Source organism: Brevibacillus agri (assembly GCF_004117055.1).
GTDB lineage: Bacteria > Bacillota > Bacilli > Brevibacillales > Brevibacillaceae > Brevibacillus > Brevibacillus agri.
The window spans coordinates 1,743,994-1,768,735 of the sequence record NZ_CP026363.1 but is presented as its reverse complement, the minus strand read 5'-3'; the positions used below and the strand labels follow the sequence as shown (position 1 = coordinate 1,768,735).

Genomic DNA, 24,742 nt, shown 5'->3' with positions numbered 1-24,742 from the left:
ACTTGCCACAAAAGCCGTTTGCGCACAGCGCTTTTCGCTAGATCGCTGTACCGGCCTTGTCTTTGGTCAGCTTGCTAGAGATGAACAGCACGAGGATGATGACGACGATTTGCAAAACGCCATAGGCGCAGGCAGTGCCGAATTCGAAGCTGTACATGCGCTGGAAAATGGCGACGGATAGCGGCGTCGTCCGCGGGGTAAAGATCAGGATCGAGGCGACAAATTCCCCGATACACTGCACGAACGCCAGCAGCGTTCCGGCGAGGATTCCGCCCAACGCCATCGGAAACACGACCCGCCTGAAGCTGTACCACCACGATGCGCCCAGGTTGCGCGCCGCTTCCTCGACGGACGGGTCCATCTGCATCAAGGTCGCCGAGGTGGACCGGAAGACGAGCGGCAGGTGGCGGACAAAATAAGCGAGCGGAATAATCCAGAATGTTCCGATCAAAACTTGCCCAAAGCTGAACACGGTCGGCTCGCTGAACGCCGCGATCAGGTTCACCGCGACAACTGTGCCCGGCAAAGCCCACGGCAGCATAATCAGCACATCCAGCAGCGTCTTTCCGCGGAACTTCAGGCGCACCATGGCGTAAGCCGCCGCCACGCCGAACAGGACAATCCCGATCGACGCAATCGCCGACAACTGCAAGCTGTTGACAATCGGACGCCACGTCTTGCTGTCGGTAAACAAGTCTACGTAATGCTCCAGCGTGTACTGCGGAGGCAATATTTGCACCGTCCAGGTTCCATCCACCGAAAAGGAGATGAGCACCAGCACGAGAATCGGCAGCATCAAAATGACCGTGCCGATGAAGGACAGCACAATCGTGGCGTAACGCCCGGCTTTGCTCTTGATTTCCGTCCGGTGCACGCTGACGCCTTTGCTCAAGTTTTGATAGTTGCGCGCGCCCTGATACCAGCGCATGATTAACAGAAACGCGATCGAGACGATCGACAAAATCGTCGACTGCGCCGCAGCCATGTCGAGGTCGCCATTGGTGCGGGACAAATAGATTTGCATCGTCATCGTCCGGTCGATGCCGAAGATGAGCGGTGCGGTGTACGAAGCCATGGAAATCATGAACACGAGTAGCGAAGAGGCAACCATCGCCGGCGTGAGCATCGGCAAAATGATGCGGCGCCATACGGTAAAGCGGTTGGCGCCCAGACTCGCGGCCGCTTCCTCCAAAGACGGGTCAAGCCCTTTGATCGCGGCGGTCGCGGTCATGAAAAAGTACGTGTACATCGTGAACGTATGAACGACGACGACGCCCCAGATGCCTTTGAGCGAAAACGGCACCTGGGCCAGCCCGAACAGCTCCTTGATCGCGCGCGGGAAGATGCCGCTCTCGCCGTACAAAAAAGTAAAAGACAGAACGCCGATCAACGGGGGCAAAGCCATCGGGACGAGCGCCAGCACCGAAAGAATTTTTCGCCCTGGAAACTCGTAGCGCTCCAGCAAAAACGCCATCGTCACGCCGACGATTCCGCAAGTGATGACGCTGAGCACGGAGATGTACACACTCGTCCACAGCGCCTCCAGATTGGCGGTATGCTCCAGGCTGAAGAAGCGCGTGTAGTTTTTCCACGTAATCTGCTCGTCGACATGGATGCTGGCGACGAACGTTTCAAACAACGGATAGATGACATAAGCCAGCAAAATCAAAAAGAGTGGCGAGACCAGCACATAGACGAAGGCGGGTGAAGCGGTGATCGACTTTCGTCTGACCGATGCCGGCGCTTGCTGCAATTGTGCTCTCAAAAGCTTTTTCCCCCTTATCCCGCGAAGTAGATGCTCTCCTTCGGTATGTGCAGTCCGATGGTATCGCCGCGCTGCTTGATGGGGCGTCCCAGGTTGATGGACATGCTGCGCAACTGCTCCTGCCCGACTGCCGTGACGTAATTGACGCACGCCCCGGTAAACTCAGACAGGACGACAGTGCCTGCGACGATGTTCGTCCCTTCCCGCTCGCTGCTCTCCTGAACCGATTCGGGGCGGATGGATAGCGTGACCTGCTCCCCGACAGCCAGCTTGGCGCGCGGCGAAGCATTTTTTACAAGCCCGCTGAGCACTTGGCCCGAGGAAATTCGCACGTGCACTTCCTCCTGGTCGAGGCCGACCACGGTTCCTTCCCACAGATTCGTCTCCCCGATAAACGAAGCGACAAAGCGGTTCACAGGGCGGTGGTAGATTTCGTGCGGAGTGCCGACTTGCTGCACTTCCCCGCCTTGCATGACCATGATCCGGTCGGACATCGACATCGCTTCGGCCTGGTCGTGCGTGACGTAGATCGTCGTAATTCCCAGTTCCAACTGAAGCCGTTTGATCTCAAAGCGCGTCTCTTCCCTCAGCTTGGCATCCAGATTGGACAGCGGCTCATCCAACAGCAGAATCTGCGGCTCGATGACCAGCGCCCGCGCCAGTGCCACCCGTTGCTGCTGTCCGCCGGAAAGCTGGTCGATGCGCCGCTCGCCGTAGCCCTCCAGTCGAACGAGCTTCATGATTCGCTCTACGCGCTCCTTTGTCTCTGTCTTGCTGACGGATCTTACCTGCAAGCCGAACGCGATATTTTCGAACACGGTCATGTGCGGGAACAGCGCATAGTTTTGAAAAACCATGCCTGTGTTGCGCTTGTGCGGAGGAACGGACGTAACCTCCTGGGACCCGAAGCGAATTTGTCCTTCTGTCGGGTAGTAAAAGCCGGCAATCATCCGCAAGGTCGTCGTTTTGCCGCAACCACTCGGACCGAGGAACGTAAAAAATTCACCTGACTCGATGTGAATGTGGACGTCTTCTACTCCTTTTGCATTGCCAAACCTTTTGTGGACGTGATCGAGTGTTACGCTGCTCATCCGGTTTTGTTTCCTCCTTCGTGGCAAATCATTCTTGCTTGGCATAAGCAGCTAGACGGAAAGGAACGCTCCTTCCCGTCTAGCCGACTGCCGCTTACTTCTTGCCTTTGCCCTTGATGTTTTCGTCCCAGTGCTGCATCCACTCTTTCTCTTTGGCGGCCATGACGCCCCAATCGAGCTCCAGCGGCTTCAGCTCCAGGTTTTTCATGAAGTCTGGCAGATCGTCCTTGCTGATATCAGTGCGGGCAGGGAACTGGAAGCGCTCCTTCGCCAACTGGGAAGCAATCTCAGGACTCATCAAAAATTCCATAAAGTTTTTCGCTGCATCCAGGTTTTTCGCGCCTTTGACAAGCGCGATTCCGTCTACGAGAATCGGTGCTCCGCTCTTCGGATAGATGAAGTCGTACGGATGGTTGTTCTTTTTGCTCTGAATCAGGACGTCTTGCAAGTTCCACAAGGAGATGACGCCCTCTTGACGGTCAAGCTTCAGGTAGAGGTTTGTCGGGTCTTGCGTGTACTCTTTTGTGTTGGCGTCCAGCTTCAGCAGCCAGTCGTAGCCTTTTTCCGGCGTGTCTGGGCCTTGGCGGTAGATCATCGCGGAGTAGATCGTGCGCATCGTGCCGGACGGCAGGACGTTGCGGATGACGATTTTGTCCTTGAACTTCGGATCGAGCAGCTCATCCCAATCTTGGGGCGCTTCCTCTGGCTTGAGCGCCTGCGAGTTGTACATGATGACCTCTGGCAGCAGCATCTCGCCGTACCAGCGATCTTGCGGGTCTTTGTACAAGTCCGGAATCTTGTCGGCAAACGTCGGCTTGTACGGCGCAAGCAATCCTTCGTCAGCGGCCGTGCTCAGAGCGGATTGCGTGCCGCCCCACCAGAAGTCTGCTTGCGGATTGGCTTTTTCGGCGCGAACGCGCTCCAAAATTTGCTGCGCGCCCATCTCCAGCGTCTCCACTTCGATGTTCGGGTACTTTTCCTTGAACTTCGGCAACACGATTTCGAAAATGTTTTTATCCCGTCCGGTGTAAATGACCAGCTTTTGCGGCTCGCCGGATGGAGCCGGCGTTTCGGCCGCTGGCTGTGTGCCCGCTTGGCCGCCTGCGCCGTTGTCGGCAGGCTTTGCTTCCTGTCCTCCACCTGAGCACGCGGCCACCGTCAGCGCCAAGGAGCTGACGAATACACCTTTCATCCAAGTTTTCAGCTTGTGATTGACCTTTTTCAAAACTGACTCCCCCTTTTGTTTTCTCACTCTTTGTCAAGCAGTCGTGTGAACGGAAACGCTTCCAAGACACTGTGGACGGCGCCAATCAGACCTGCTCTCTCCCCCAGACTGGCTTTTTCGAGGCAAGGCACTTCCGGCACCCACTCGGTCAGCCACTCGTGAATCTGCTTCACCCCTTCATCATCGACGTGGACCATCTCTCCGCTCAGGATCAAAATTTCCGGGTTCAAGATGCTGATGATATTCGCCATCCCGTACGCCCAATGCCGGTACACATCCAGAAGAAGCTGCCTGGCTTCGCTGTTTTGTTTGGCGTGGAAAATGAGCTCTTCTATGACACTCGACCCTTCCTGAAGGTCAGAGAGAAATCCCTTGGCCTGGCCCTGCTGCCAAATGCCCGGTATGGAATAATGCGTCTCGAACACCCCTGACGCGCCATTCGGGCGGTTATGTACCGGGCCGATTATCATGAAGCCGATCTCGCCTGCCGCTTCCCGGCTCCCCCGGTAAAACTGTCCATCCAAAATGATGCCCGCACCGATGCCTGTACCGACGTACATGTAGACGACGTTGGAGTGGCCGACGCCTGCCCCGCGAACGTATTCGCCCAGCGTCATCATGTTGACATCGTTGTCGATAATGACAGGCACGCCCAGACGCGCCTCGATGGTTTGCAAAATCGGCGACCCCATCCATCCGGTGCTCGGCGAAAAGCTGACCGTACCGCTTCCCCGCTGTGTAACCCCCTGCAAGCCGACACCCATCCCGAGCAGTCGCTCTCGCGGGATTCCGCTCTCGGCGAGCAGCCGCTCCAGACCCGCTGCCAAATCCTCAATGACGGTCTCGCCATTCGCCGGCTGCGCCAGCCGCTTGCGATGCCGGGCGAGAAACTCCCCCTTCATGTCCGCAATCGCCATGTCCAGCGTCGAGCCTTCGAAGATCGCTCCGGCAATGGCGTAAGCCTGGTAGTTGTACTCCAGCAAAATCGGCTTGCGGCCGCCTTTGGAATCGCCCATGCCCACTTCCTGCAGCAGTCCTTCCTGGATCATTTCATCGACCAGGGCAGAGACACACGGGCGGCTGAGCATGGTCTGCTTGGCAATATCGGCGCGGGAAATCTGACCGTGCTGAATGACCTGCTGTAAAACTTCTTCCTTGTTCAGTTTCTTGACGAGTTTACTGTTGCCTGTTTTTCTCGGAGCTCGCACGCCTATACAATCACCACCACAGCAGTTAGTTAAGTTTACTAACAAAGATAAGCAAATTATACCTACACCCTTCGGAATAGTCAAATAATTTGCTCTTGTCTTTCAGATATTTTCTGGATGTTTGCTTATTACTTTTACTTTTGTGTATGTATTTTCAATTAAAGTAAAAAATAAAGCTACTAAAATGAGCTCTTCTATGACACTCGCCCCTTCCTGAAGGTCAGAGAGAAATCCCTTGACTTGACCTGGCCCTGCTGCCAAACTCTGACACGCCATTCGGGCAGTTATGTACCGGGCCGATCATCATGCTGCCAATCTCGCCTGCCGCTTCCCCGCTCCACGGGTAAAACTGTCCATCCAAAATGATGCCCATTAAAAAAAGACACTTCTGCCTCATGAAGTGTCTCGTTGCGCACGGCTTATTCCCATTTCGCTTTCCTTTCCCGTATCAAAACGCGCTCCCGCTACTCTTCTCGCACCGACAGCCACACGTCCTTCACCAGTTCCATGAAAGTTTCAATCGCCGGCTCGTCCCGGCGGCGCTCCAGGCAGACGAGCGATGTTTCCGCCTTTTTGGAAAAACGGTACAACTGGACCAGCTCGCCCGTGCGCAGCTCTTTTTCCACCAATGCCGTGCTGAGCAGGGCGATCCCCGTCTGATTGAGCACGGAGCGCTTGATCGTTTCCTCGCTGCTGCACTTGATGACGGAGGGCGGAACGTAGCCGATCTCCAGCAAGCATTGGGTAATAAACCCGTCCAGATTGCAGCCCTCCTGGTAGGACAAAAACGGAAATACGGCCAGCGCTTCTGCCATCGAGCGTCCTTTTACCATTTCCGGCGCGGCAACCAGGGCGAATTCCTCCAAATCGACCACCATCGAATAAATCCCCGGCTGCGAGCTGACTCCGGCAATGATCCCGATATCCGCCTCGTGCGCCTGAATTTTTTTCAGCGCTTCCTGGCTCGTGCACGAGATGACCTGCAAATTCACCTGCGGATGTGTCTCGACGTACGCCTTGAGCATTTGCGGCATGTACTGGGTACAGTAAAATTCGGGAGCGGCCACGACGAGCGGCCCCACAGGCAAATCCAGGTGGTTCAGCCCTTCCTCCATATGCTGCAGCACAGAGAAAAGCTGGTCGGTATGCTGCTTCACCGTTTTCCCTGCCGGGGTCAAAAACGTGCGCTTGCCCACCCGGTTCAACAGCGGATGGCCCAGCTCCCGCTCCAGCGCCTGAATCTGCAGCGTAATCGTCGGCTGGCTGTAGCCGAGCAGCTCGGCCGCCTTCGTCAAGTTCAGATGCTCGGCTACGACCTGAAACGTTTTCAAATTGCGCAACTCCATGTTCGCTATCACCCTCCCGCCGTTTCTGCCTCTCTAGGGAAAAGTGTAGCCGAGAGTGGACATGAAGTTCAACCTGCGGGCTGCACGCTGCGTGCTAGGAGTAGCGGGCCACGATCCCCGCCAGCTTGGCGGCGTCCACATTGCTGCCGCTCACGATGGTCAGCACCTTTTTTCCGGCCAGCTCGCCCACGACGCCTTGCATCAGCGCAGCGACTCCGACAACTCCTGAGCCTTCGACCATCAGATGGTGCTCTTTTGCCAGCCAGTACATCGCCTGGGCGACATGCTCCTCCTCGACGAGCACGAAGTCGTCGACGATCTCAAGCGCCAGGTCGAGATTGCCCTGGGAAATGCCGCCGTGCAGACCGTCTGCCAGCGAGTCGTTGTACACGACGTCTGCCAGCCGCTTTTCCCGAAACGAGTAGTACCACGGCGGCGAAGCGTGCGTCTGGACTCCGATCACCTGCACCTGCGGGTTGATCGCCTTTGCCGCCAGTGCCACTCCGCAAATCAGCCCGCCTCCGCCCGCAGGCACGAGAATCGCGTCAAAGTCCGGCTCCGCAAGCATGGCCTCCAACCCTGCGGTTCCTTGTCCCGCAATGATGTGGTCGTCTTCAAAAGCGTGCACGAATGTACGGCCCGTTGCTTTTGCCAGCTCGTAGGCGTAGCTCTCCGCCTCGTCATAGCTGTTGCCATGCTCGACCAGCTCTGCGCCGTAGCGTCTGATTCCCGCTTTTTTCGTCTCCGGCGCTGTGCTTGGTACAACAATCAGGGCGGACACTCCCCGCAGTGCCGCCGCATAGGCCACCCCTTGCGCGTGATTGCCCGCAGACGCCGTAATGACGCCTCGCGCCAGCTCCTCCGCTGTAAGCGAAGCGATCTTGTTCAAGGCGCCGCGCACCTTGAACGAACCTGTCTTTTGCTGGCACTCCAGCTTCAGCCAAACGTCAGCCCCAGCCAGGGCGGACAGGGCCGCGGATGAAATCAACGGGGTGTGGAGCACCTGCCCCTGCAACTTTTTGTGTGCTTTGACAATATCCAGAAACGATACAGTTAACAACTTCATTCCCTCCTCAGGAAAAATGCTTCACCAATTGAACAAACAGCTCGATGCCCACCGGAATGGCCTCTTCGTCGAGATCAAAGCGGGGGTGATGGTGCGGATACTTGCTGTTTTCGCCTCCCATCCCTACGAACAGGAAGGCACCGGGCTTTTCCTGCAAGTAATAGGAAAAATCTTAGCCCCCCATGACAGGTTTGACATAGGCAACACTTTCCCTGCCAAACTGCCGGACGGCGACTTCTGCGGCGTAGCGGCTCATCCGCTCATCGTTGACCACGGGCGGCGTCCCCCAGTCCACGACGACTTCTCCGTTCGCTCCCCACGCCGCGCACAATGCCTCGACCGTCTGCTTCAGCTCACGGGCCAGCAACTGTCTGGTCTGCTCGGACTGGGCACGCAGCGTCCCGTAGAGCACAGCCTGGTTCGGAATGATGTTGTAGGTCGTGCCCGCCTCCAGCCGACAAATGGAGATGACGGCAGGCTCGACCGGATTGATCCGCCGGGAGACGATCCCTTGCACAGCCGCGATCACCTGGCCCGCGACATAGATCGGATCAATCGTCTCGTGCGGCATCGAGCCGTGCCGGCCCCGGCCCGTGATGACGATTCGCACATCGTCGGATGAAGCCATCATCGCCCCGTTGCTGATCCCGATTTTGCCCTTTTCCAAAGGCTGCCAGAGGTGCAGGCCGAATACCGCGTCCACCTGTTCCAGCACGCCATGCCGGACCGCAGACGTGCGCGATGCCGGGATGCTTCGACAAATACGGCTTGTCCCCCTCTTCGTTGACGGGCAACGCGTCTATGTCTGCGCGCAAGGCAATCGTCTTTTTCCCGTCGGTCCCGCGCAGCAGTCCGACGACGCTGGGAGCCGGACAAGTAAGCAGCTCGAGCTGCCACTCCTGCAACCGGCTTCGGATATGGGCAGCCGTCTGGTATTCCTGCCCCGACAATTCCGGGTACTGGTGCAAATAGCGGCGTTCATGGACGGCCCACTCGGCGAGCGTTTTTGTGTCTGCTGTCATGTCGTTTCCTCCCCTCGATCAAAACGGTCCGTACCCGATCAGATGAGCGCCGATGACCGCTACCGCCGCGATTGCATACTGCAGCAAAATCAGCGGCAAAATCCACTTCATCCAGCGAATCCACGGAATGCCTGCAAGAGCAAGCCCTGCCATGAAATACCCCGAGGTCGGAATAAAAATGTTGGAGATGCCGTCCCCGAACTGCAATATAGGGATCGTCTCCTCCGCCATCCCCATGAGGGAGCCTCCCGCGGCAAAAAACAGCATCATGATCGGAATCAGCCATTTTTCCTGGTTCCGAAGCAGCCTGGAAAGCGTGACGATCAGCGCTTCAATCGCCCCTGTCGCCGCCAAAATACCGAATGTTCCGCCAATTATAAGTACAAAAAAGATAATGCCCGAAGCTTCACCAAGCCTGTATGCACGCTGTTCACAAGCCCAAGCGGCTTGACTGGCGCGGATTCCAGCCATTGAAACGACTGAGGATCAATGACGCTCCGCCCGTTCACTTCCACCCGCCCGTACTCTCCGGCAGGCTACACATACGTCAAAACGACCGCCACGGCAATGACGGCAAAAAGCAGGGCAAACACGTTGATTTCCCGCAGCTTTTTCGGTTTTTTCGGCTGCGCTTCTGCATGTGGCTGACTCATGATATCCCCCCCTGTTCGATAGCAAATCCAAGTCCTGTAACCCCAGAAGCGCAAGCGCGAGGCAGGCGAGTCTCCCTCACTCCGCTGGCAAAAGAGACTCTCCCCGCTTTTTCCCGCCGCTTACTTTTGCGCCTGCAAAAACTTCGAAACCTGCGCCAGACCAGCCTTGAGCACCTCTGTATCGCAAGCGTACCCGATCCGCACCCAGCCTTCCATGTCGAAGCAGCTTCCTGGCGTCAAAAAGGCTCCCGTCGATTTGAACAAGTCGATGCAAAACGTTTCCGATGGCATATCCAGCTCGTATTTCAGCATCGCAGTCGTGCCTGCCTGCGGCTTGACGTAGGAGATGAGCGGCTCGCTCGCCACCCAGTCGTCGAGAATTTGCAGGTTGTCCCGCACGATTTTCAGGTTGCGCTCCATGATCTTGTCCCGGTTTTTCAACGCGTGCACAGCCAGCATGTCGTCGAGCATCCCGCAACTGATCGTCGTGTAGTCGCGGTGCGAGATGCAGTTTTTGATGACGTCGAGCGGCGCTGCGATCCAGCCCAGACGCAGCCCGGCGAGCGAAAACACTTTGGACATGCTGCTCGTCGCGATCCCTTTTTCATACAAATCCACAATGGACGGCACGACGATCTCCGGGTCCTGGTGCAAGTGGCGGTACACCTCGTCACACAGCAAATAGGCGTCAACCGAACGGGCAATCTCCACAATCTCCCGCAGCAAAGCTTCGTCCATCAAGGCCCCGGACGGATTGTTCGGGTTGTTGATGCAGATCAGCTTGGTCTTGTCGGTGACCAGCGCGCGCAGCTCGTCCAGGTCAGGCAAAAACTGCTTTTCCGGCACCAGGCGCAAATGCTTCACCTCTGCTCCGAAAGCCGCAGGCACCTCGTAAATTTGCTGGTAGGTCGGGTGGACGGCAACGACCTCATCGCCGGGGTTTACGAGCGAAAACAAGGTCAAAAAGTTGGCGCCGATCGCTCCGTTCATCGCCAAAATGTTTTCCGGCTTCATCGTCTCGTACATCCCCGCAACAAGGCTGCGGAACTCCGGCGAGCCTTCGATGTGGCCGTACGTCAGCTTCTTTTGCGCCATCTCGCGAAAAAAGTCTTCCGGTTCCGCAGAGAGCCGGATCAGTTCTTCCACGGTGAGCGAATCGACGCACGTTTCCGCGATATTGTACACGGCCTCCAGCTCGTAGGCGTTCATCCATTCTTCCACTTTAAAAGGGGCAATTCTCATTGCTGTTCCTCTCCTTTGTTCATCCAGTCCAAGTCCAGTACCGCTTCTGACTCTCTACAGGTCGACGATGGCTCCTGCGCCGCGGCTTTCGGCCATCCGCAAAATATGTTGCGCCGTCAGCAAATCTTGAATGGCAATCCCTGTGCTGTCAAAAATCGTGATTTCTTCCGCAGACTGTCGCCCGGCGGCATGCCCGGAAATAACACTCCCGATCTCCGCCGCGATGTCTGCTTCTGTTATCAGTCCTTTTTTCAGCGGAATCTCGGTTTCGCCCACGCGTACAGCCTGCCCGATATCGTCGGTAAAGACGCGTCCGACAGCGAAAAGGCGCTCGTCAATTTCCTGCTTGCCTTCCATGTCGGCGCCGATGCACGTAATGTGCGTGCCAGGCCGGACCCATTCGCGGCGGATGAACGGCTCCCGCGCTGGTGTCGCGGTAATGATGACGTCCGCTTGTCCTGTTGCCGCTTCGAGGTCGTCTACCGCCACAAATTCTACTTCGCATTTTTGTGCGTACCGCTCGTATTCGTCGCCCTTGTACTTCGAGACGAACTTGGCGAGCAGCTTGTCTTTGATCTCTGCTGCGAACTTCTCTGCTTTTGCATGGGAACGCGGGTTGCTGATGGAGACTCGCTTGATGTTTGGAATCGCCATCAATGTTGCCATGATCTGAAAAGGCGCCTGGTGCCCCGTCCCGATCATCAGCAAATGCTCCGATTCCGGGCGGGCCAAATACTTCGCTCCGATCCCCCCTGCCGCGCCTGTCCGCATGCAGGTGATGTGTTCGCCGCTCAAAATCCCCTGCGGGACGCCTGTGCGGCTGTCCAGCACCATCACAGTCCCGAGCAGTTGCGGCAAGCCTTTCTGATCGTTGTCCCCAAACCAGGAGACGAGCTTCAGTCCAAACACGTCCGCCTGGGGCAAATGACCGGATTTGATGTCCATGTCTGCTTTCCCCGGTTCAAATTCGTGAAAGATCATCGGAAACAGCGTCGCTTGCTGCGCCGACTTCATCTGGTAGGCTTGCTCGACCACTTCGATCACGCTGGCCATATCCAGTAAGTCTTCCGTGGTTTCCTGATTGATGACGCGAAATGGAAACATGTCTTGTGTGCCTCCTCTCGATTCCCTTCACACTACCACAACTTTTTGAGGCAAAAAAATTGAAAGTTCCAATAGTAAACATTAGAAAAAATAAAACCTCCATCCGTTCATCCGGAAATGGAGGTTTGATCTAGGCTCCGCCGATTCTTGCCGAAATCGCGGTGGCCTTCTCTTTTACTTTTTCAATGAGCTGCGGCAGCCTTTCCTCCGGGACCCGGAAGATCGGCGCATTGATCGACAAGGCTGCCACGAGCTGGTTGCCGTAGCCGAAGACCGGGGCTGCGACTGCCATCGTCCCTTCCGTTTTCTCCCCGTAGCTGATGGCATAGCCGCTCTGCTTCGCTGCTGCCAGTTGCTCTACAAATGCCTGCTGCCGCTGCTCGGGCAGTTGCGCGGAGACGACCTTGGCGATTTCAGCCGCCTTGGCATGAGCGAGAATCATTTTGCTGGGAGCGCCAATCGTGAGAGGAATGCGCTCCCCCAAATTCTCGTCGATGCGGATTTTCAGCGGGCTTTCGACCTTTTCGATCGGCATCGAATCTGTCCCCGCCGGCACGTTGAGGAAAATGCTCTCCTCGACCTCGTTTGCCAGCTCCTCCATGAACGGCCGCGCCACGGCGCGCAAATTCAGCTTTTCATGCAGAATAAAGCCGATTTCCATCCAGGTATATCCCGGCTTGTAATGCTTGGTCGCAGGCTCCTGCTCAACCAGGCCGAACTGGATCATCGAGTCGAGAAAACGATGGAGCGTGCTGATGGGCAGGCCAGTTGCGTCAGCTAGCTCCGAAATCGGCCAGGCAGGTTTTTCGTCAGATATCAGCACTCTGATAATTTTCATCGTCCGCTCGATAGATTGAACCATAATTGCTTCGTCCTCCGTAAAAGTGCGTTACGCTGCAACACTCGTCCCTTTGTCTTGCTTTTTCGGCGCCCTTCCCCGGGCCAGCCTGGCTTCCAATCGGTTGACAAAATAAGTGAACAGCATAATCAGCACGAGATAGTACAAGCCGACAACCATGTACGTTTCCAACTGCTTGTAGTTGGAAGCCGCCTCGCCGAGACCGGTCCCCCACAAATCTTGCATTCCTACGTACGCGACCAGCGACGAGTCTTTCAGCCCGATGATGAACTGGTTGCCTAGCGCCGGAATCGCCCTGCGGAACGCCTGCGGCAAAATAATCCGGCGCATCGCCAGCGGATACGACATCCCGAGCGAGCGCGACGCTTCCATCTGTCCGCGGTCAATCGACTGGATCGAGCCGCGGAAAATTTCGGCGATGTACGCGCCGTTGTGGACCGCAAGCGCGATAGCCCCCGCCCAGAACTGGGAGAGCGTCACCATGTTCGCCAGCCCGAAGTACAAAATACAAATTTGCACGATCAGCGGCGTACCGCGAATGACGGTAATGTACACGTGCGCGAAGTAGTTGAGCGGCTTGGAATCGGATATGCGGAAAAAGGCAATGACCAGACCGACGATGCACCCGAGCAAGAGGGCGACTGCCGTAAGCTGCACGGTCAGCCATGTCGCTTTAAGGAAAAGGGGATAACTGGATAGGAAAATATCAATAATCATTGGAGATCCTCCTCACATGAAGCGGAAAAAGGGGGGCGTCCAGACCGGACACCCCGTTGCCCACTTTATTGTTTTTGCAGGATATTGCGGCCAAACCATTTTTGGCTGATTGTTTCATAGGTGCCGTCTTTAATGATTTCGTCCAGTGCCTTGTTGATCCGGTCGACTGCCTCCTGGTCGCCCAGTCGCACGGCAATCGCCTGTTCATCGTAGCTGAGCGGTTCGCCGACGTCGATCACTTTGCCGCCGCCCTCTTTAATAAAGCGCAAGCCTACTACCTGGTCGGTAATGACCGCATCGAGGCGTCCTGTCGGCAAGTCGAGCAACGCCGTAATATCGCTGTCGTACTGCGTGATCTTGTCTTCATCCGTCAGCTTTCTCGCCCAGTCGAGGTAGTTGGAAGCCTTCACGACGCCGATCTTTTTGCCTTTCAGGTCTTCCTTGCTCTTGATCGTCGTATTGCCCTCCTGGACGAAAATTTGCGAGCCGGAGCGATAGTACGGGTTCGTGAAGGAAACTACCTTTTGCCGCTCTGGCGTCACCGTCAAGCTGCCGATGATCGTATCGTATTTTTTCGCTTCCAGACCAGGGATGATCGTCTCAAACGGGTTTGTGATCGGCACCGGATTCATGCCCATTTTTTCCGCCAAAGCCTTGCCGATTTCCACGTCAAAGCCTGTCAGTTCTCCGTTTTCTTTAAAGCTGAACGGCTTGTACACTCCGCTCATCGCGTACGTAAAATCTTTTTTGCCTTCGCCGCCCGCTGCCTGTCCGCCGCCTGCTGGCGCGCTGCTCTCCTGCGAGCCGCATGCCGCGAGCAAAAGCGAGCCCAACAGTACGGTCGACAACAAAACTCCTGACCATTTTGCACGTTTTTTCATCTGAAATTCCCCCTGTTTCTCTTTTTTAGCGGATACTGCCCAAAAACTGTTTTGTTCTCTCATGCTGCGGGTTTTCAAAGAACGCACTAGGCGGCCCTTGCTCCAAAATTTGACCATCGTGCATGAACACCGCCCGGTCGGCAACCTCGCGGGCGAAGCCCATCTCATGGGTCACGACGATCATGGTCATTCCTTCTTTTGCCAACTGCTTCATTACCTGCAACACTTCGCCGACCAGCTCAGGGTCAAGTGCGGAGGTAGGTTCATCGAAAAGCATGATTTTCGGCTTCATCGCAAGCGCCCGCGCAATCGCCACGCGCTGCTTCTGTCCGCCCGAGAGCATGTCCGGGTAGACATCCGCCTTATCCTGCATGTTTACTTTTTTCAGCAGTTCGTACGCCAGCTCTTTCGCTTCCGCCGCCTTCATTCCTTTGACGTGCACCGGCGCTTCGATCACGTTTTCCAGTACCGTCTTGTGCGGGAACAGGTTGAAGTGCTGGAAGACCATGCCCACATTCTCGCGAAAATGGTTCAGGTTGGTCTTGTGCGGGTCAATCTTCTGCCCGCTGATCCAGATTTCGCCGCCATCGTGAAACTCCAGAAAATTCAGGCAACGCAGCAACGTACTTTTGCCTGAACCGCTGGCCCCGAGCAAGACGACGACTTCTTTCTCCTCGACCTTGAGCGTTACCCCTTTCAGTACCGTGAGCGAGCCGAAAGATTTGACAAGCTGCTTAACCTCAATCATCCTGCTATCCCCCTATCTATCTGCTGCCGGATGGATTGCCCCTTATACTTTTTCCGAATATCGGAAATGATTTCTGATTTAAATTATAATTGTATATTTTCAGATATTCAAGAAAAATTTAATTTGCTGAATAAATATGCATGAACGCCAAAAAAAGCGGCTTCCTCCGGCTCTTCAACCAGAGGAAGCCACTGTCGCTGTGCCAGGCTTTACGCGCCTGGCTTCGCCTTGTTTACGGCTGCTGTCTTCTTGTCGTCACTGTTCTTGCCCAGCTCATGCTTGATGAATAAATAGTTTTCGATCTCGCGCAACAAGTAAAACAGCGACGCCCGCGTCTCGAACTCCTCGCGCGTGCGCGGCAGCTCCGACTCTTTGATCTCCTCGCGCATCTGGCGAAGTTGGTCGATAAAGCGGTACGCCGTATTGCCCGGATGCACCGATGCGCTGATTTGTTCGAGAAAGTCCGCGATGCGGTGGCTCTGCGGCACCTGCGTGTCCAGCGACGACACGATCGGCATCATCCGCTCCAGCAGCTCAAACTGCTTTTCGCGCATGACAAAATACTGGTAGTACGAATCATCCCGGCGTCCCAGCCGGTTGTCGATGTCGCGCGACGCCAGCCGAATCGCTTTTTCCAGCAGACCGGGCGCCTCGATCATCTCTTTTCCGTCCCACTCGCTCTCGCCGTGTCGCAAATAGTAGCTGAACTCCCGCAAAATTTGCCGGAACAACTGCTCCACCTGCTTTTGCATCGCGCGCAAATCTTTGTCCAGGCTCGGCATGTACAAGTTCACGAGCAGCGCGACGCCCACGCCGATCACCAACAGCCCCGCTTCGTTCAAGAGCAGCGGGAGATCCATTCGCTCGGACGAGTACAGATGCATGAGCACGACCATGCTGCTGACGAAGCCTTCCTGAATCCCGAAGCGCACGGCCAGCGGCAAAAACAAAAGAATCGCAAGCAAGATAGCCAACGGCGAGTAGCCCAAAAAATAAAACAGCGCCATCCCGATCCCCAGCCCGAGAAAGCTGGCCATGATCCGGTTCCACGCCGTGCGAAACGACTGCTTGACCGTCACCTGGATGCAAAGAATCGTAATGATTCCCGCCGATGCCGGATACATCAGATCAAGCTGCTGGGCCAAAAAGATCGAGATCGCCGTCCCAATCGCCGTTTTTAATGTACGATAGCCGATTTTCAGTTTGAGAAAGCTCAGTCTTGTTCCCCTCCGCTCTGATGTCGCTTCCCTTTTCCTTTACTGTACCAAAAAGCGCCCGCGAACCAAAGACAAGACTTTGTTAAAAAAAGTAAACGTTGCATGAAGCGAAGCGGCTTGCAAGCGTAGTGCACAGTCGGCAAAAGGCTGTCGCCGTCACACTTTTTTCCCGCAGCCTGGACAGTATTGGTAGTCGGCCTGCACGCGCTGTCCGCAGTACGGGCAAAACGCTTTTTCGCCCGCTGCTTCTGTCCTTGTCGGCTTCCCTGCTGCGCGCTCGCCGCCGTACTTGCGGTTCAGCGGATCGCCTTCTTCGCTCGCATCGGTAATATCGTAGAGCGACATCCGTTCTTTTCCGGTGGCGTTTTTATAGTGATAGACACCTTGCGCAATGCCTATAATGACGAACACGACGCCAAACAGCGGAAAAATGGTCCCGACCATAGGAAACGGCGAATCTTGTGTAATCACAAACGCCATGATCGTCCAAAAAATGCCGAAAACAACGGCTGCGATGCTTCCGGCCGCCCCCATTGCCGACGGCCCTCTTCCTGGCTTGATACTTTTCATCCGCACCCTCTCCCTCGCCTCCCGGACGTTTTTGCCGGAAGCGTTTCTCTTGTTCCACGCATTTCTCCCATCCTATTACAAGTACGTTTTGATGACAAATCGGTTTCCAAGAAAAAAGACACCATCGTCTCCATGATGGTGTCCGCTTGTCCTGCCTACCGGGCGATTGCTCGGGCGGCTACTGCTTTGTCTTTTTCAGCTCGTAAAGGGCTTGCATTACCTCCGCAACGTCTCCCCGCGATACGGTTCCCTCAGGCGCGAACGAGGCTGCCGACTTTCCTTTCAACAGGCCGTGAGCCGTCGCCAACGCCACTGCCGGCACCTGCTTTTTCGGCACGTCCTGATACGGCACTGTAAAAAACTCCGGCTTGTCCAGCACATCCCCGTAGCCGAGCAGGCGGGCGACGATATCTGCTGCATCGGCGCGCGTCGCCGTCCGGTCTGGCGCAAACGTCTGGCCCGTTTTCGGAATCAGTCCGTATTGCAGCCCTTTCTGGATCGCGGCGTAATTCGGGTGTTTGACATCCACGTCGGCAAACGGGTAAGGCTTCTGTTGTTCGTCGCTGGAGAAACGCGGCCGGAGGTAGTTGAACTCGATCCGGTTCGTCAAACGGCCGATCATCTGGATCAGCTCGCCGCGCGTCACGGCTTTATCCGGCTCCAATTTTCCGTCTTCAGCGCTCAGCCAATTCATGCGCAGCGCCAGTTCCAGTGCCGCCTGCTGCGGATGGCCTTCGATGTCGCTCGGCTTCTGCTGTTTTTTCGCCTCGGCAAAGCTGAGCCATTCGCCCGTCTCTGCCAGGACAACTCCCGCATCGCCTACGTAGCGATACACGAGAATCGGCTCGCGCGGCTGCGGCGGCACCGGAAATGGTTCTTCCTGCGGCAAATAATAGGTCAACTGTAGCGTTTTTTGCTTCTGCTCGGCCTTTTTCGCAGCAGCGCGGTCCACGATGTCCTTGCCCACTGCCCCGACAAACGGCGTCCCGTCCCAACGGCTGCGGTTGTCCAGTGTCTCGGCTACCCCGGTCTCGGGATTGACCTCTACCGCGAACTGCGCATATTCAATCGGGATGCCGTCTTGCAGCCAGCCAAACGTAATCTCGTACGGCAGACCCTTCTCCTGCATGCTCTGGAGCGTCTCCTTTGACGGGGATTGTTTGACCAGGTAAATGTCGCCGAGCCTGTCCGCATACAAGGTACGCACCAGCTTGAGCGCGGATGCCTCTGCTTGCTCCCAGGTGACTGCCTTTTCCCATTTTTGTCCTGATCTCTGGAATCGCGCATTCTCGTTGACACTGTATTCCACCAGCTCGCCGCGGTCGTTGATACTGAGTTCTGTCTGCTCCTCACCCGAACCGTTTCCTTGAAGCGGCGTGAAGCTGAAACTCCATCTGCGCACCTCGACCCCATCCACGCCGGAGCTGGTGCCGCCCCCGTTGCTGCCCTCAGAGCGGTATGACCCCGGCAGCTTCTTGATGTATTGCTCGGCAATTCGCTGCGCCTCTTCTTTTGAAATCAGCGGTTTTTCCTCTGCTTTGGCATGCGTATTTCCCAACGGCTCGATGTTTTTCGCGCTCGCCTCTTTGCCAAGCGCATTGAGCAGTTGTCCGGTTGCTGCATCCACGAATTGCGGATCGTCCGCTTCGTATTTGTACGCAAGCTGGAAGGGAGCCAGACGCTGCGATCGTCCGAACACGGACATGTCGCTGAACAGCAAAGTAGGAGCAGCCTGCTCGTCCCACTTTTTCGCGGCTTCGGCGCTGTCGATCACCTTTGCGGCATCAGGCAGCTTGCCTTCGTACCACTCCCGGCTGAAGCTCATCACTTCCCCGTTGTGGTCCACGATGAACCGAAAACCGTTTTCCAAAAAAGGAATCTCGTTTTCCACGCGGGTAAAGGTGACAAATTCCCGCTGTTCGCCGCGGAACATAGGCTGATTAGGGGGCACATACTCATTTGCTTTGGACAGGCGTGCCCGCTCGTCTGCTGTCGTTACCCGCTCGAGAAATGCGGTGGCCGCTTTTTCCGCTTGCTCTCTGGAAATTTGCGCTGAGCCTCCGCCGCTCTCGTTTTCTCCATACTTGGAATAGTCCAACAATTTTCCCGATACCGCATCAATTGTTACAGAAAGACTTGCTTCGTTTGCTTTTTCCCAGACCACCCGCCAGATCGGCGCGGTTGAATACGCTTCGTTTGCGCCGACATAGCGCGCCCGCAAAAGCCTGTAGTCCGCCGGAACCGCCACCCATTTTTGCGCCTGCTTGAGCGCTTCTTCCTGCGTCAACGTCTTCGCTGTCGGCTGCTCGGCCGCGTAAACCAACGGCGCTCCCCCGATTGTCCCCGCATTTGCAAACAGCGTGGTCAGCAGCAAAGACGACGACATGGCCATTGCCAGCCCCCACGATTTTGTGCCTCGTAGCAAAACTACCCTCTCCTCTCTTTCTTTGGACGTCCCTCCTTATTCTACCATCTTATCTGGAAAATGCAGTAAAAAAAGACCCGCCGATGCGACAGGCCGCACAGCAGGTCTTTTGGACGGATTGCTAGACTTCCAGTTTTTTCGCGAGCGTCTCTTTGTTCAGCACGTTTCCAACCAGGAAGTTGCCGAACTCGCCAAAGCGCGCACTCACTTCGTCAAAGCGCATTTCGTAGACGATATGCTTGAACTCCAGCGGATCGTTGGCGAACAAGGTGACGCCCCACTCCCAATCGTCGAAGCCGATGGAGCCGCCGATAATTTGCTTCACGCGGCCAGCGTAGGAGCGGCCGATCATGCCGTGGGAGCGCATCATTTCCTGGCGCTCCTGCATGCTCAGCATGTACCAGTTGTCTTGCAGGTCGCGCTTTTTGTTCATCGGATAGAAGCAGATGTGCTCCCATTTTGGCAGGATCGGATACAGGCGGTCGCGGACATGCGGGTTCGCTTTTGGATCTTCTCCCGGGTTATGTACGTAGTTGCTCAGCTCGACGACAGATACATACGAGTAAGGAGCTTCTGTATAGGAAGCAAAGCGGGTTTTATTGAAAGCAGTCTTGATCTCGTCGAGTTCTTGCATGGTCGGACGCAGGAACATGAACACGAGGTCTGCCTTGTGTCCGAGGATGGAGTAAAAAGCGGTGCTGCCCTGGTTCTCGGCTTCGTTGGCTTCCCATGTTTGGATCAGGCCGTTCAGCTCGTCCAGCGCTGCTTGACGCTCTTCAGCCGAAGCCGCTCTCCACTTTTCCCAATTGATGGTGCGGAAATTATGATACGTGTACCAACCTTCTAATGTAAGCAACGCTTCGTTTGCGCTCATCGAAAATCAGCTCCTCTAGAAAAATCTGGTCAACCTCATGGCAACACTCCCAGTATAGCATAAGGGACGAGCATATATTCGGAACAGATTGGTGAACAACAAAGAAACAAGCGGCGCCCGGCGGCTACCGCTTGTCTTCGCTGCTCGCTGCGGCCACGCCAAGCTGGCTCGCCGCAGCCTCGTCTACGATCACTGTCACATCCGGGTGAAGCTGGAGCAAGGAAGCGGGCACATCCGCTGTCGGCTCGCCTTCCAGCATCAGCCGCACAGCTTCTGCCTTCGCCTCGCCGCTCGCCAAAAGCACGACTTTTTTCGCGCCGAGAATCGTCTTGATCCCCATTGAGACAGCTTGCGTAGGCACTTCCTCGACGCTTGCAAAATAACGGGCATTCGCTTCGATCGTGCTCTGCGTCAGTTGGACCACGCGCGTCGTCGACTCGGCGGATGAGCCTGGCTCATTAAAGCCGATGTGCCCGTTGTTGCCGATCCCGAGCACCTGAATGTCGATTCCGCCCGCTTCGCGAATCGCTTCCTCGTAGCGCGCGCATTCTTTCGCCAAATCTTTCGCATCGCCTGCCGGAACGTGCGTTTTTTCCTGCGGCAGATTGATATGGCGGAACAAGTTTTCCTGCATGTAGGCGCGATAGCTTTGCGGATGGGCAGAGGACAGGCCGACGTATTCATCCAGGTTAAAGCTGCTCGCCTGGGAAAAATCAATCCCCTCCTCCTGATGCAGCTTCACCAGCTCCCGGTACATGCCTACGGGAGTGCCGCCCGTCGCCAGCCCCAGGACGGTCTGCGGGTGGTTTTTCACTTCCCGAGCGAGCAGTTCCGCCGCTTTGCGGCTCATCTCCTGATAGTCTTTGACAATTACGAGCTTCAACTCATCTCACCTCAGTCAATATTTTCTCTCCAGCACGGCCTTGGCCGTCCGTTCCTTGTACGTGAGCGCTTTTTCCTTGTTGCGCAAGGCAATCGTCGTGCAGATGACGTCCAGCACGTGCAACTGGGCGATTTTCGCCGCCAGCGAGCCGCCTTGCAGCGGGCCTTCCTGTGCGGCGGTCAAAAGCGTAATATCGGCCACGTTCGTAATCGGCGAGCGGCGGTAATGCGTGATGCAAATGATCGTCGCGCCGGCTTCCTTGGCGACTTTCAGCGAGTCGATCGTGTCCTTGGTGCTGCCTGACACGGACAGCCCGACCGCCACGTCTCCCGGTCCCAATGTCGCCGCCGCCATCGCCTGCAGGTGCGACTCGCTCATCGCATCGACCCGCAGTCCGATCCGCAAAAACGCGTACTTGGCGTCCTGTGCCGTCACAGCGGATGTTCCCACTCCGTAAAAGTGAATCGTGTCCGCCTGTTGCAACAGCTCCACGCAGCGCTCCACCTGCTCCGGATCAAACAAGGCCGCCGTATCGGCAATCGCCTGCTGATTCGTCGCCGTTACTTTTTGCGCCATCGTCTCCAGCGAATCGTCCTCGCCTACTTCGCCGTGCAAGTTTTTCACCGGCGCAACCAGCTCCTGCGCCAGCGCCAGCTTGAACTCCTGATAGCCGCGAAAACCGATCTTCCGGCAAAAGCGCAGCACGGTCGTCTCGCCCACGCCCGCCTTTTCCGCGAGGTCGATCACGGATGAGTAGATGACGCTGTCTGTCTGCTGCAAGACGATGCTCGCGACTTTTTGCTCCGATTTCGTAAAGGAAGGCAGAAGACTTTGGATATGCAAAAGCGTATTGTTTTTCAGCCCCGGATTGGACAGCTCCTCGGTGTGTCCTGCCATGTCGCTCCCCCCTTGGGTCATAAGCCCGGTCTCGTTCGTATGATTGCCGAATTTTTCGGATCGAAGCTTGCTTTCTACCGCCATTATATCAAAAATGGAGTTATCCGCCATTGTATTTTCTAAAAGTGGAGTATTTCTCCAAAACCAAAACAGTCCTCTTTTCTAACACCGGCTATTCTGACCAAAAAGAGCAGTTGCCTGTTGACAAAAACATTCCTACATAACCATCTATCTTGAATTCTTAGTCAGTGAAAGTGCTTTTGTAACAGAATTACTTGAAATAGGAAAACATTTGTAATTAAATGACGATAGGAACAATTTGGTAAGAAAAAAGTGATCGTATTGTATACTCCTGTTCTAATGAAGAGGAGCATGAAGTATGGAAGTAATTATTGGGAGCAATTCGGCCCGAAAATAGGACGAAACGTCCGGCTTTTTAGTGATCTTGAACACGACCACTGGATTCTTGTAGAAACAAACTCCGATATTGTGGACTTTTGTGAGCAACCACTAGAAACTTCTGTACTGGTAGATGGTTCACATGTCAAATCTGTTCCGGATATGTGGGTTCGCTACAAGAATGGCAACGAGTGTGTTCGGCAATCGAAAAGTGCCGAATTTTGCTGCGATAATTTTTATCAATATGCAGCAATAAGTAGCTTTTATGCATGGGTTTGACATGGAGCCTCTATGGGTATGATTTGTTACGAAGGGCGCTACCAAAGGATTCGTAACGGCTGACAAGCCTATCATACCCACCTCTCCATGTCAAACCCAGTTACTTTAACATGCATAAGTAATTGCTGCAAAATTAAGCACTTTTACTATGCAATTTACAAACGAGTCATTTTTTGAGGTTAAGTATGAGAAGTAACTCTATGGGACAAGCTCCAAGTACCTTCGAACGAAACGTCAGATCGAGGCACAAAAATTGTGGTGCGAATTGAATGGATATCATCACAAAGTGATAACAGATCGTACTGTCCGTGGTAATGCTGTGTTTCTCTCCAATATGAAACAAATGGTTTCCTATCTACAACCAAAGAGAAACCTGACAGAAATCGATGATCTCTACTTGTTTAGTATTATTGGAGCGAACCGTATCTCAGTTCAGGATATCTATCGTTGTCTTCAGCATTTAGGAAAATCAAGAATCAATGAGACCTTGTTTCGGTTGATTTATGAAAACCAAATACACGCTGATCTAAGTTCTACTCCTTTTGATTTGGATACGGAAGTGTGGCCGTATGTCCAGAAGGAAAATCACTGAAAGTGACCTCATCGCTTCTTCCAACAAAAATCTGTGTAATTGGCCCACCGTAAACCCAGATGCATTACAAGGTGAAGCAAAAGAACTGCTTCTAAAGAGGAAGACAGCCGTCGAACTATACATGAATGAGTAATGAAAAGATATGCAACAGATTGAGGCTTTAACTGGTATAGAAAGAACGCAGATCTGGCGGCTGGTAAAACGATGTCTCACCGAAGATGGTCAGGGGGGAGGAAGTGAATAACGTACTTACAAATGAAACTCTCACCATAAGGGAACGTATACAGAAAAATAGAAGAATCGTTAGGAGGTATTAACAAATGAAAACTTTTGCATTCGAAAAGGAATTATCTGTTCAGCATCAGAAAGTCATTTCATCATTACCGGAACTTATTAAAAGAGCAAAAAATGAAAAAAACCCTGAATTTCCAATCGCGGATAACGATATGATAATAGCCGTTGCTGCAATAAATGCTAGTTTAAGTGCTTTCATAAATGTTTTAAACAGCTATGACAGGCATATAAAAGAAAAGTTATTAGAATTAGAAACCCAAATTAATAAACAAGAATAATCTTGCTTAAGACACAACCTATAAACTATTTCTACTCGCTCAATATTGTCAAAATAATCATAGACCAGTCCTAACACTTTCAGTGTTTTGGGGCTGGTTTTTATTATCGAGAGTTATCTACACGGTTAAAATATTTCTCAGATTGTTATAGGTTAAAAGTGTGATCAGTAGAATTATCAGTTGCCTGTGCGCCAAGAATAATTTAGTATCGGAGGTCGAATCATGGCATAATATACCATTTATGGAAATAGGAAAATAATAATTGAACTATCGATTTAGAAGTTTTAGTTAATCCATAAATATGTGGGTCTATATACTTATTTCCAATTTAAACCGAAATTTTCCGTTTACATCCAATTTAGGTTGATATATTTTACATATGTAAGTTATTACAAGAAAAGGGAGAGAAACAAATGAAAAAGCAAATTCTTGGATTTATCCCCTGCCTCGCATTAGTAGCATCCCTAGGAGTCCCGGTTTCGTTTGCGACGGAATCAAACAAGGACATTGTCGACATCAGTATTGCTGAAGCTGTTGAAACAATCAATGTTGATGAACTTCCTAGTCAAGTTGAGTTTGGACGAGCACCTTCTGAGAATGATGGGGCAGTTTCTACGCTAAGCTTCGATACAATGGCCACTGCAGCAACTAACTATGGATCTGTAAAGGTTGACAATTTAATTTACAACTATTACTCGGAGGGAACTACAGATCCAGACAGTGTACTGTATTCAGTGACAGCACTTACATCAATTTTCAAATACGAAGGGGGGAAATGGGTAGAAAAGGATGCTGGAAAGAAAGATTTTAGAATTGGGCAAACTGCTAAATCTAACGCAGATGCCTTTGATGGATTAGCTCAAACATATCGTGGCGTTTCTCAGCACTCTGTTGCATATGCAGGTGAAGTTTTTCTTGTATACACCATGGATGACCAACTATAACATAACTAATAGCTAGGAAAAATATATCAGAGAGAAATTCCTCTCTCTGATATATTTATTGAATGTCGATAGTGCGTCAACTCAACGCAAATTGCGGTTGAAATCTGACGTTTTATTTTTTAACACTGGATGGGCATTATTTTACATACTACGATCGACTTAT

Annotated in this window: 24 protein-coding genes; 2 read left to right on the top strand and 22 right to left on the bottom strand. The window is 53.9% G+C overall.

All coding sequences use genetic code 11. The features are described from left to right. Positions 1-37: 37 nt before the first annotated feature. The 22 genes from BA6348_RS08850 to BA6348_RS08750 form a co-directional block, all read right to left on the bottom strand. A complete protein-coding gene (locus BA6348_RS08850; protein ID WP_005828560.1) occupies positions 38-1,765 on the bottom strand; it encodes an ABC transporter permease in 1,728 nt (575 codons plus the stop codon). A gap of 14 nt (positions 1,766-1,779) precedes the next feature. Continuing rightward, complete coding sequence (locus tag BA6348_RS08845; protein ID WP_005828562.1) at positions 1,780-2,856, bottom strand: ABC transporter ATP-binding protein; 1,077 nt, start codon at positions 2,854-2,856, stop codon at positions 1,780-1,782. A gap of 94 nt (positions 2,857-2,950) precedes the next feature. Beyond that, entirely contained in the window at positions 2,951-4,081 is a 1,131-nt protein-coding gene (locus tag BA6348_RS08840) for an extracellular solute-binding protein (RefSeq protein WP_007785871.1), read from the bottom strand. Positions 4,082-4,104: 23 nt separating this feature from the next. Continuing rightward, complete coding sequence (locus BA6348_RS08835; RefSeq protein ID WP_005828564.1) at positions 4,105-5,289, bottom strand: ROK family transcriptional regulator; 1,185 nt, start codon at positions 5,287-5,289, stop codon at positions 4,105-4,107. 220 nt (positions 5,290-5,509) lie between these two features. Continuing rightward, positions 5,510-5,686 (bottom strand): hypothetical protein, encoded by a 177-nt coding sequence (locus BA6348_RS08830; protein WP_005828566.1) that lies wholly within the window; start codon positions 5,684-5,686, stop codon positions 5,510-5,512. Between the two features lie 67 nt (positions 5,687-5,753). Then, entirely contained in the window at positions 5,754-6,635 is an 882-nt protein-coding gene (locus BA6348_RS08825; protein WP_005828568.1) for a LysR family transcriptional regulator, read from the bottom strand. 94 nt (positions 6,636-6,729) lie between these two features. Then, complete coding sequence (locus BA6348_RS08820) at positions 6,730-7,701, bottom strand: threonine ammonia-lyase (protein ID WP_122953365.1); 972 nt, start codon at positions 7,699-7,701, stop codon at positions 6,730-6,732. A gap of 7 nt (positions 7,702-7,708) precedes the next feature. Continuing rightward, positions 7,709-7,858 carry a hypothetical protein gene (locus BA6348_RS27245; RefSeq protein ID WP_005828572.1) on the bottom strand — a complete coding sequence of 50 codons (150 nt, stop codon included), beginning with the start codon at positions 7,856-7,858 and terminating at the stop codon, positions 7,709-7,711. Positions 7,859-7,873: 15 nt separating this feature from the next. After that, positions 7,874-8,404 carry a M20 metallopeptidase family protein gene (locus tag BA6348_RS27240; protein ID WP_238502215.1) on the bottom strand — a complete coding sequence of 177 codons (531 nt, stop codon included), beginning with the start codon at positions 8,402-8,404 and terminating at the stop codon, positions 7,874-7,876. A 337-nt stretch (positions 8,405-8,741) separates the two neighbouring features. Then, positions 8,742-9,077: a hypothetical protein gene (locus BA6348_RS27235; RefSeq protein ID WP_052006602.1), complete on the bottom strand. Its 336-nt coding sequence runs from the start codon at positions 9,075-9,077 to the stop codon at positions 8,742-8,744. Positions 9,078-9,496: 419 nt separating this feature from the next. Next, complete coding sequence (locus BA6348_RS08805) at positions 9,497-10,618, bottom strand: aminotransferase (RefSeq protein WP_005828575.1); 1,122 nt, start codon at positions 10,616-10,618, stop codon at positions 9,497-9,499. A gap of 54 nt (positions 10,619-10,672) precedes the next feature. After that, entirely contained in the window at positions 10,673-11,722 is a 1,050-nt protein-coding gene (locus tag BA6348_RS08800; protein ID WP_122953364.1) for an ornithine cyclodeaminase family protein, read from the bottom strand. Positions 11,723-11,852: 130 nt separating this feature from the next. Beyond that, a complete protein-coding gene (locus BA6348_RS08795) occupies positions 11,853-12,584 on the bottom strand; it encodes an IclR family transcriptional regulator (protein ID WP_005828580.1) in 732 nt (243 codons plus the stop codon). A gap of 27 nt (positions 12,585-12,611) precedes the next feature. After that, positions 12,612-13,298, bottom strand: coding sequence for an amino acid ABC transporter permease (locus tag BA6348_RS08790; RefSeq protein ID WP_005828582.1), 687 nt, complete (start codon positions 13,296-13,298; stop codon positions 12,612-12,614). Positions 13,299-13,363: 65 nt separating this feature from the next. Continuing rightward, positions 13,364-14,179 (bottom strand): ABC transporter substrate-binding protein, encoded by an 816-nt coding sequence (locus tag BA6348_RS08785; protein WP_005834626.1) that lies wholly within the window; start codon positions 14,177-14,179, stop codon positions 13,364-13,366. 25 nt (positions 14,180-14,204) lie between these two features. Then, positions 14,205-14,927, bottom strand: a complete 723-nt coding sequence (locus BA6348_RS08780) for an amino acid ABC transporter ATP-binding protein (protein ID WP_005834628.1) — start codon at positions 14,925-14,927, stop codon at positions 14,205-14,207. Between the two features lie 209 nt (positions 14,928-15,136). Then, positions 15,137-16,078: an aromatic acid exporter family protein gene (locus tag BA6348_RS08775; protein ID WP_235694623.1), complete on the bottom strand. Its 942-nt coding sequence runs from the start codon at positions 16,076-16,078 to the stop codon at positions 15,137-15,139. A gap of 222 nt (positions 16,079-16,300) precedes the next feature. Continuing rightward, complete coding sequence (locus BA6348_RS08770) at positions 16,301-16,714, bottom strand: zinc-ribbon domain-containing protein (protein ID WP_035317474.1); 414 nt, start codon at positions 16,712-16,714, stop codon at positions 16,301-16,303. 178 nt (positions 16,715-16,892) lie between these two features. After that, the gene (locus BA6348_RS08765; protein WP_242507465.1) at positions 16,893-19,139 is read right to left on the bottom strand and encodes an S-layer homology domain-containing protein; all 2,247 of its coding nucleotides are present in this window, start codon (positions 19,137-19,139) and stop codon (positions 16,893-16,895) included. Positions 19,140-19,260: 121 nt separating this feature from the next. Continuing rightward, entirely contained in the window at positions 19,261-20,013 is a 753-nt protein-coding gene (gene hemQ / locus BA6348_RS08760; RefSeq protein ID WP_007785852.1) for a hydrogen peroxide-dependent heme synthase, read from the bottom strand. A gap of 124 nt (positions 20,014-20,137) precedes the next feature. Beyond that, a complete protein-coding gene (nagB, locus tag BA6348_RS08755) occupies positions 20,138-20,896 on the bottom strand; it encodes a glucosamine-6-phosphate deaminase (protein ID WP_005834639.1) in 759 nt (252 codons plus the stop codon). Positions 20,897-20,911: 15 nt separating this feature from the next. Further along, positions 20,912-21,793, bottom strand: coding sequence for a MurR/RpiR family transcriptional regulator (locus BA6348_RS08750; protein WP_122953369.1), 882 nt, complete (start codon positions 21,791-21,793; stop codon positions 20,912-20,914). Between the two features lie 1,590 nt (positions 21,794-23,383). On the opposite strand from BA6348_RS08750, the gene BA6348_RS08745 reads away from it, so the two are divergent. Both BA6348_RS08745 and BA6348_RS08740 read left to right on the top strand, forming a co-directional pair. Continuing rightward, positions 23,384-23,635, top strand: a complete 252-nt coding sequence (locus BA6348_RS08745) for a hypothetical protein (protein ID WP_007787503.1) — start codon at positions 23,384-23,386, stop codon at positions 23,633-23,635. A 413-nt stretch (positions 23,636-24,048) separates the two neighbouring features. Next, positions 24,049-24,579, top strand: coding sequence for a hypothetical protein (locus tag BA6348_RS08740; RefSeq protein WP_007787505.1), 531 nt, complete (start codon positions 24,049-24,051; stop codon positions 24,577-24,579). The last annotated feature ends 163 nt before the right edge of the window (positions 24,580-24,742 follow it).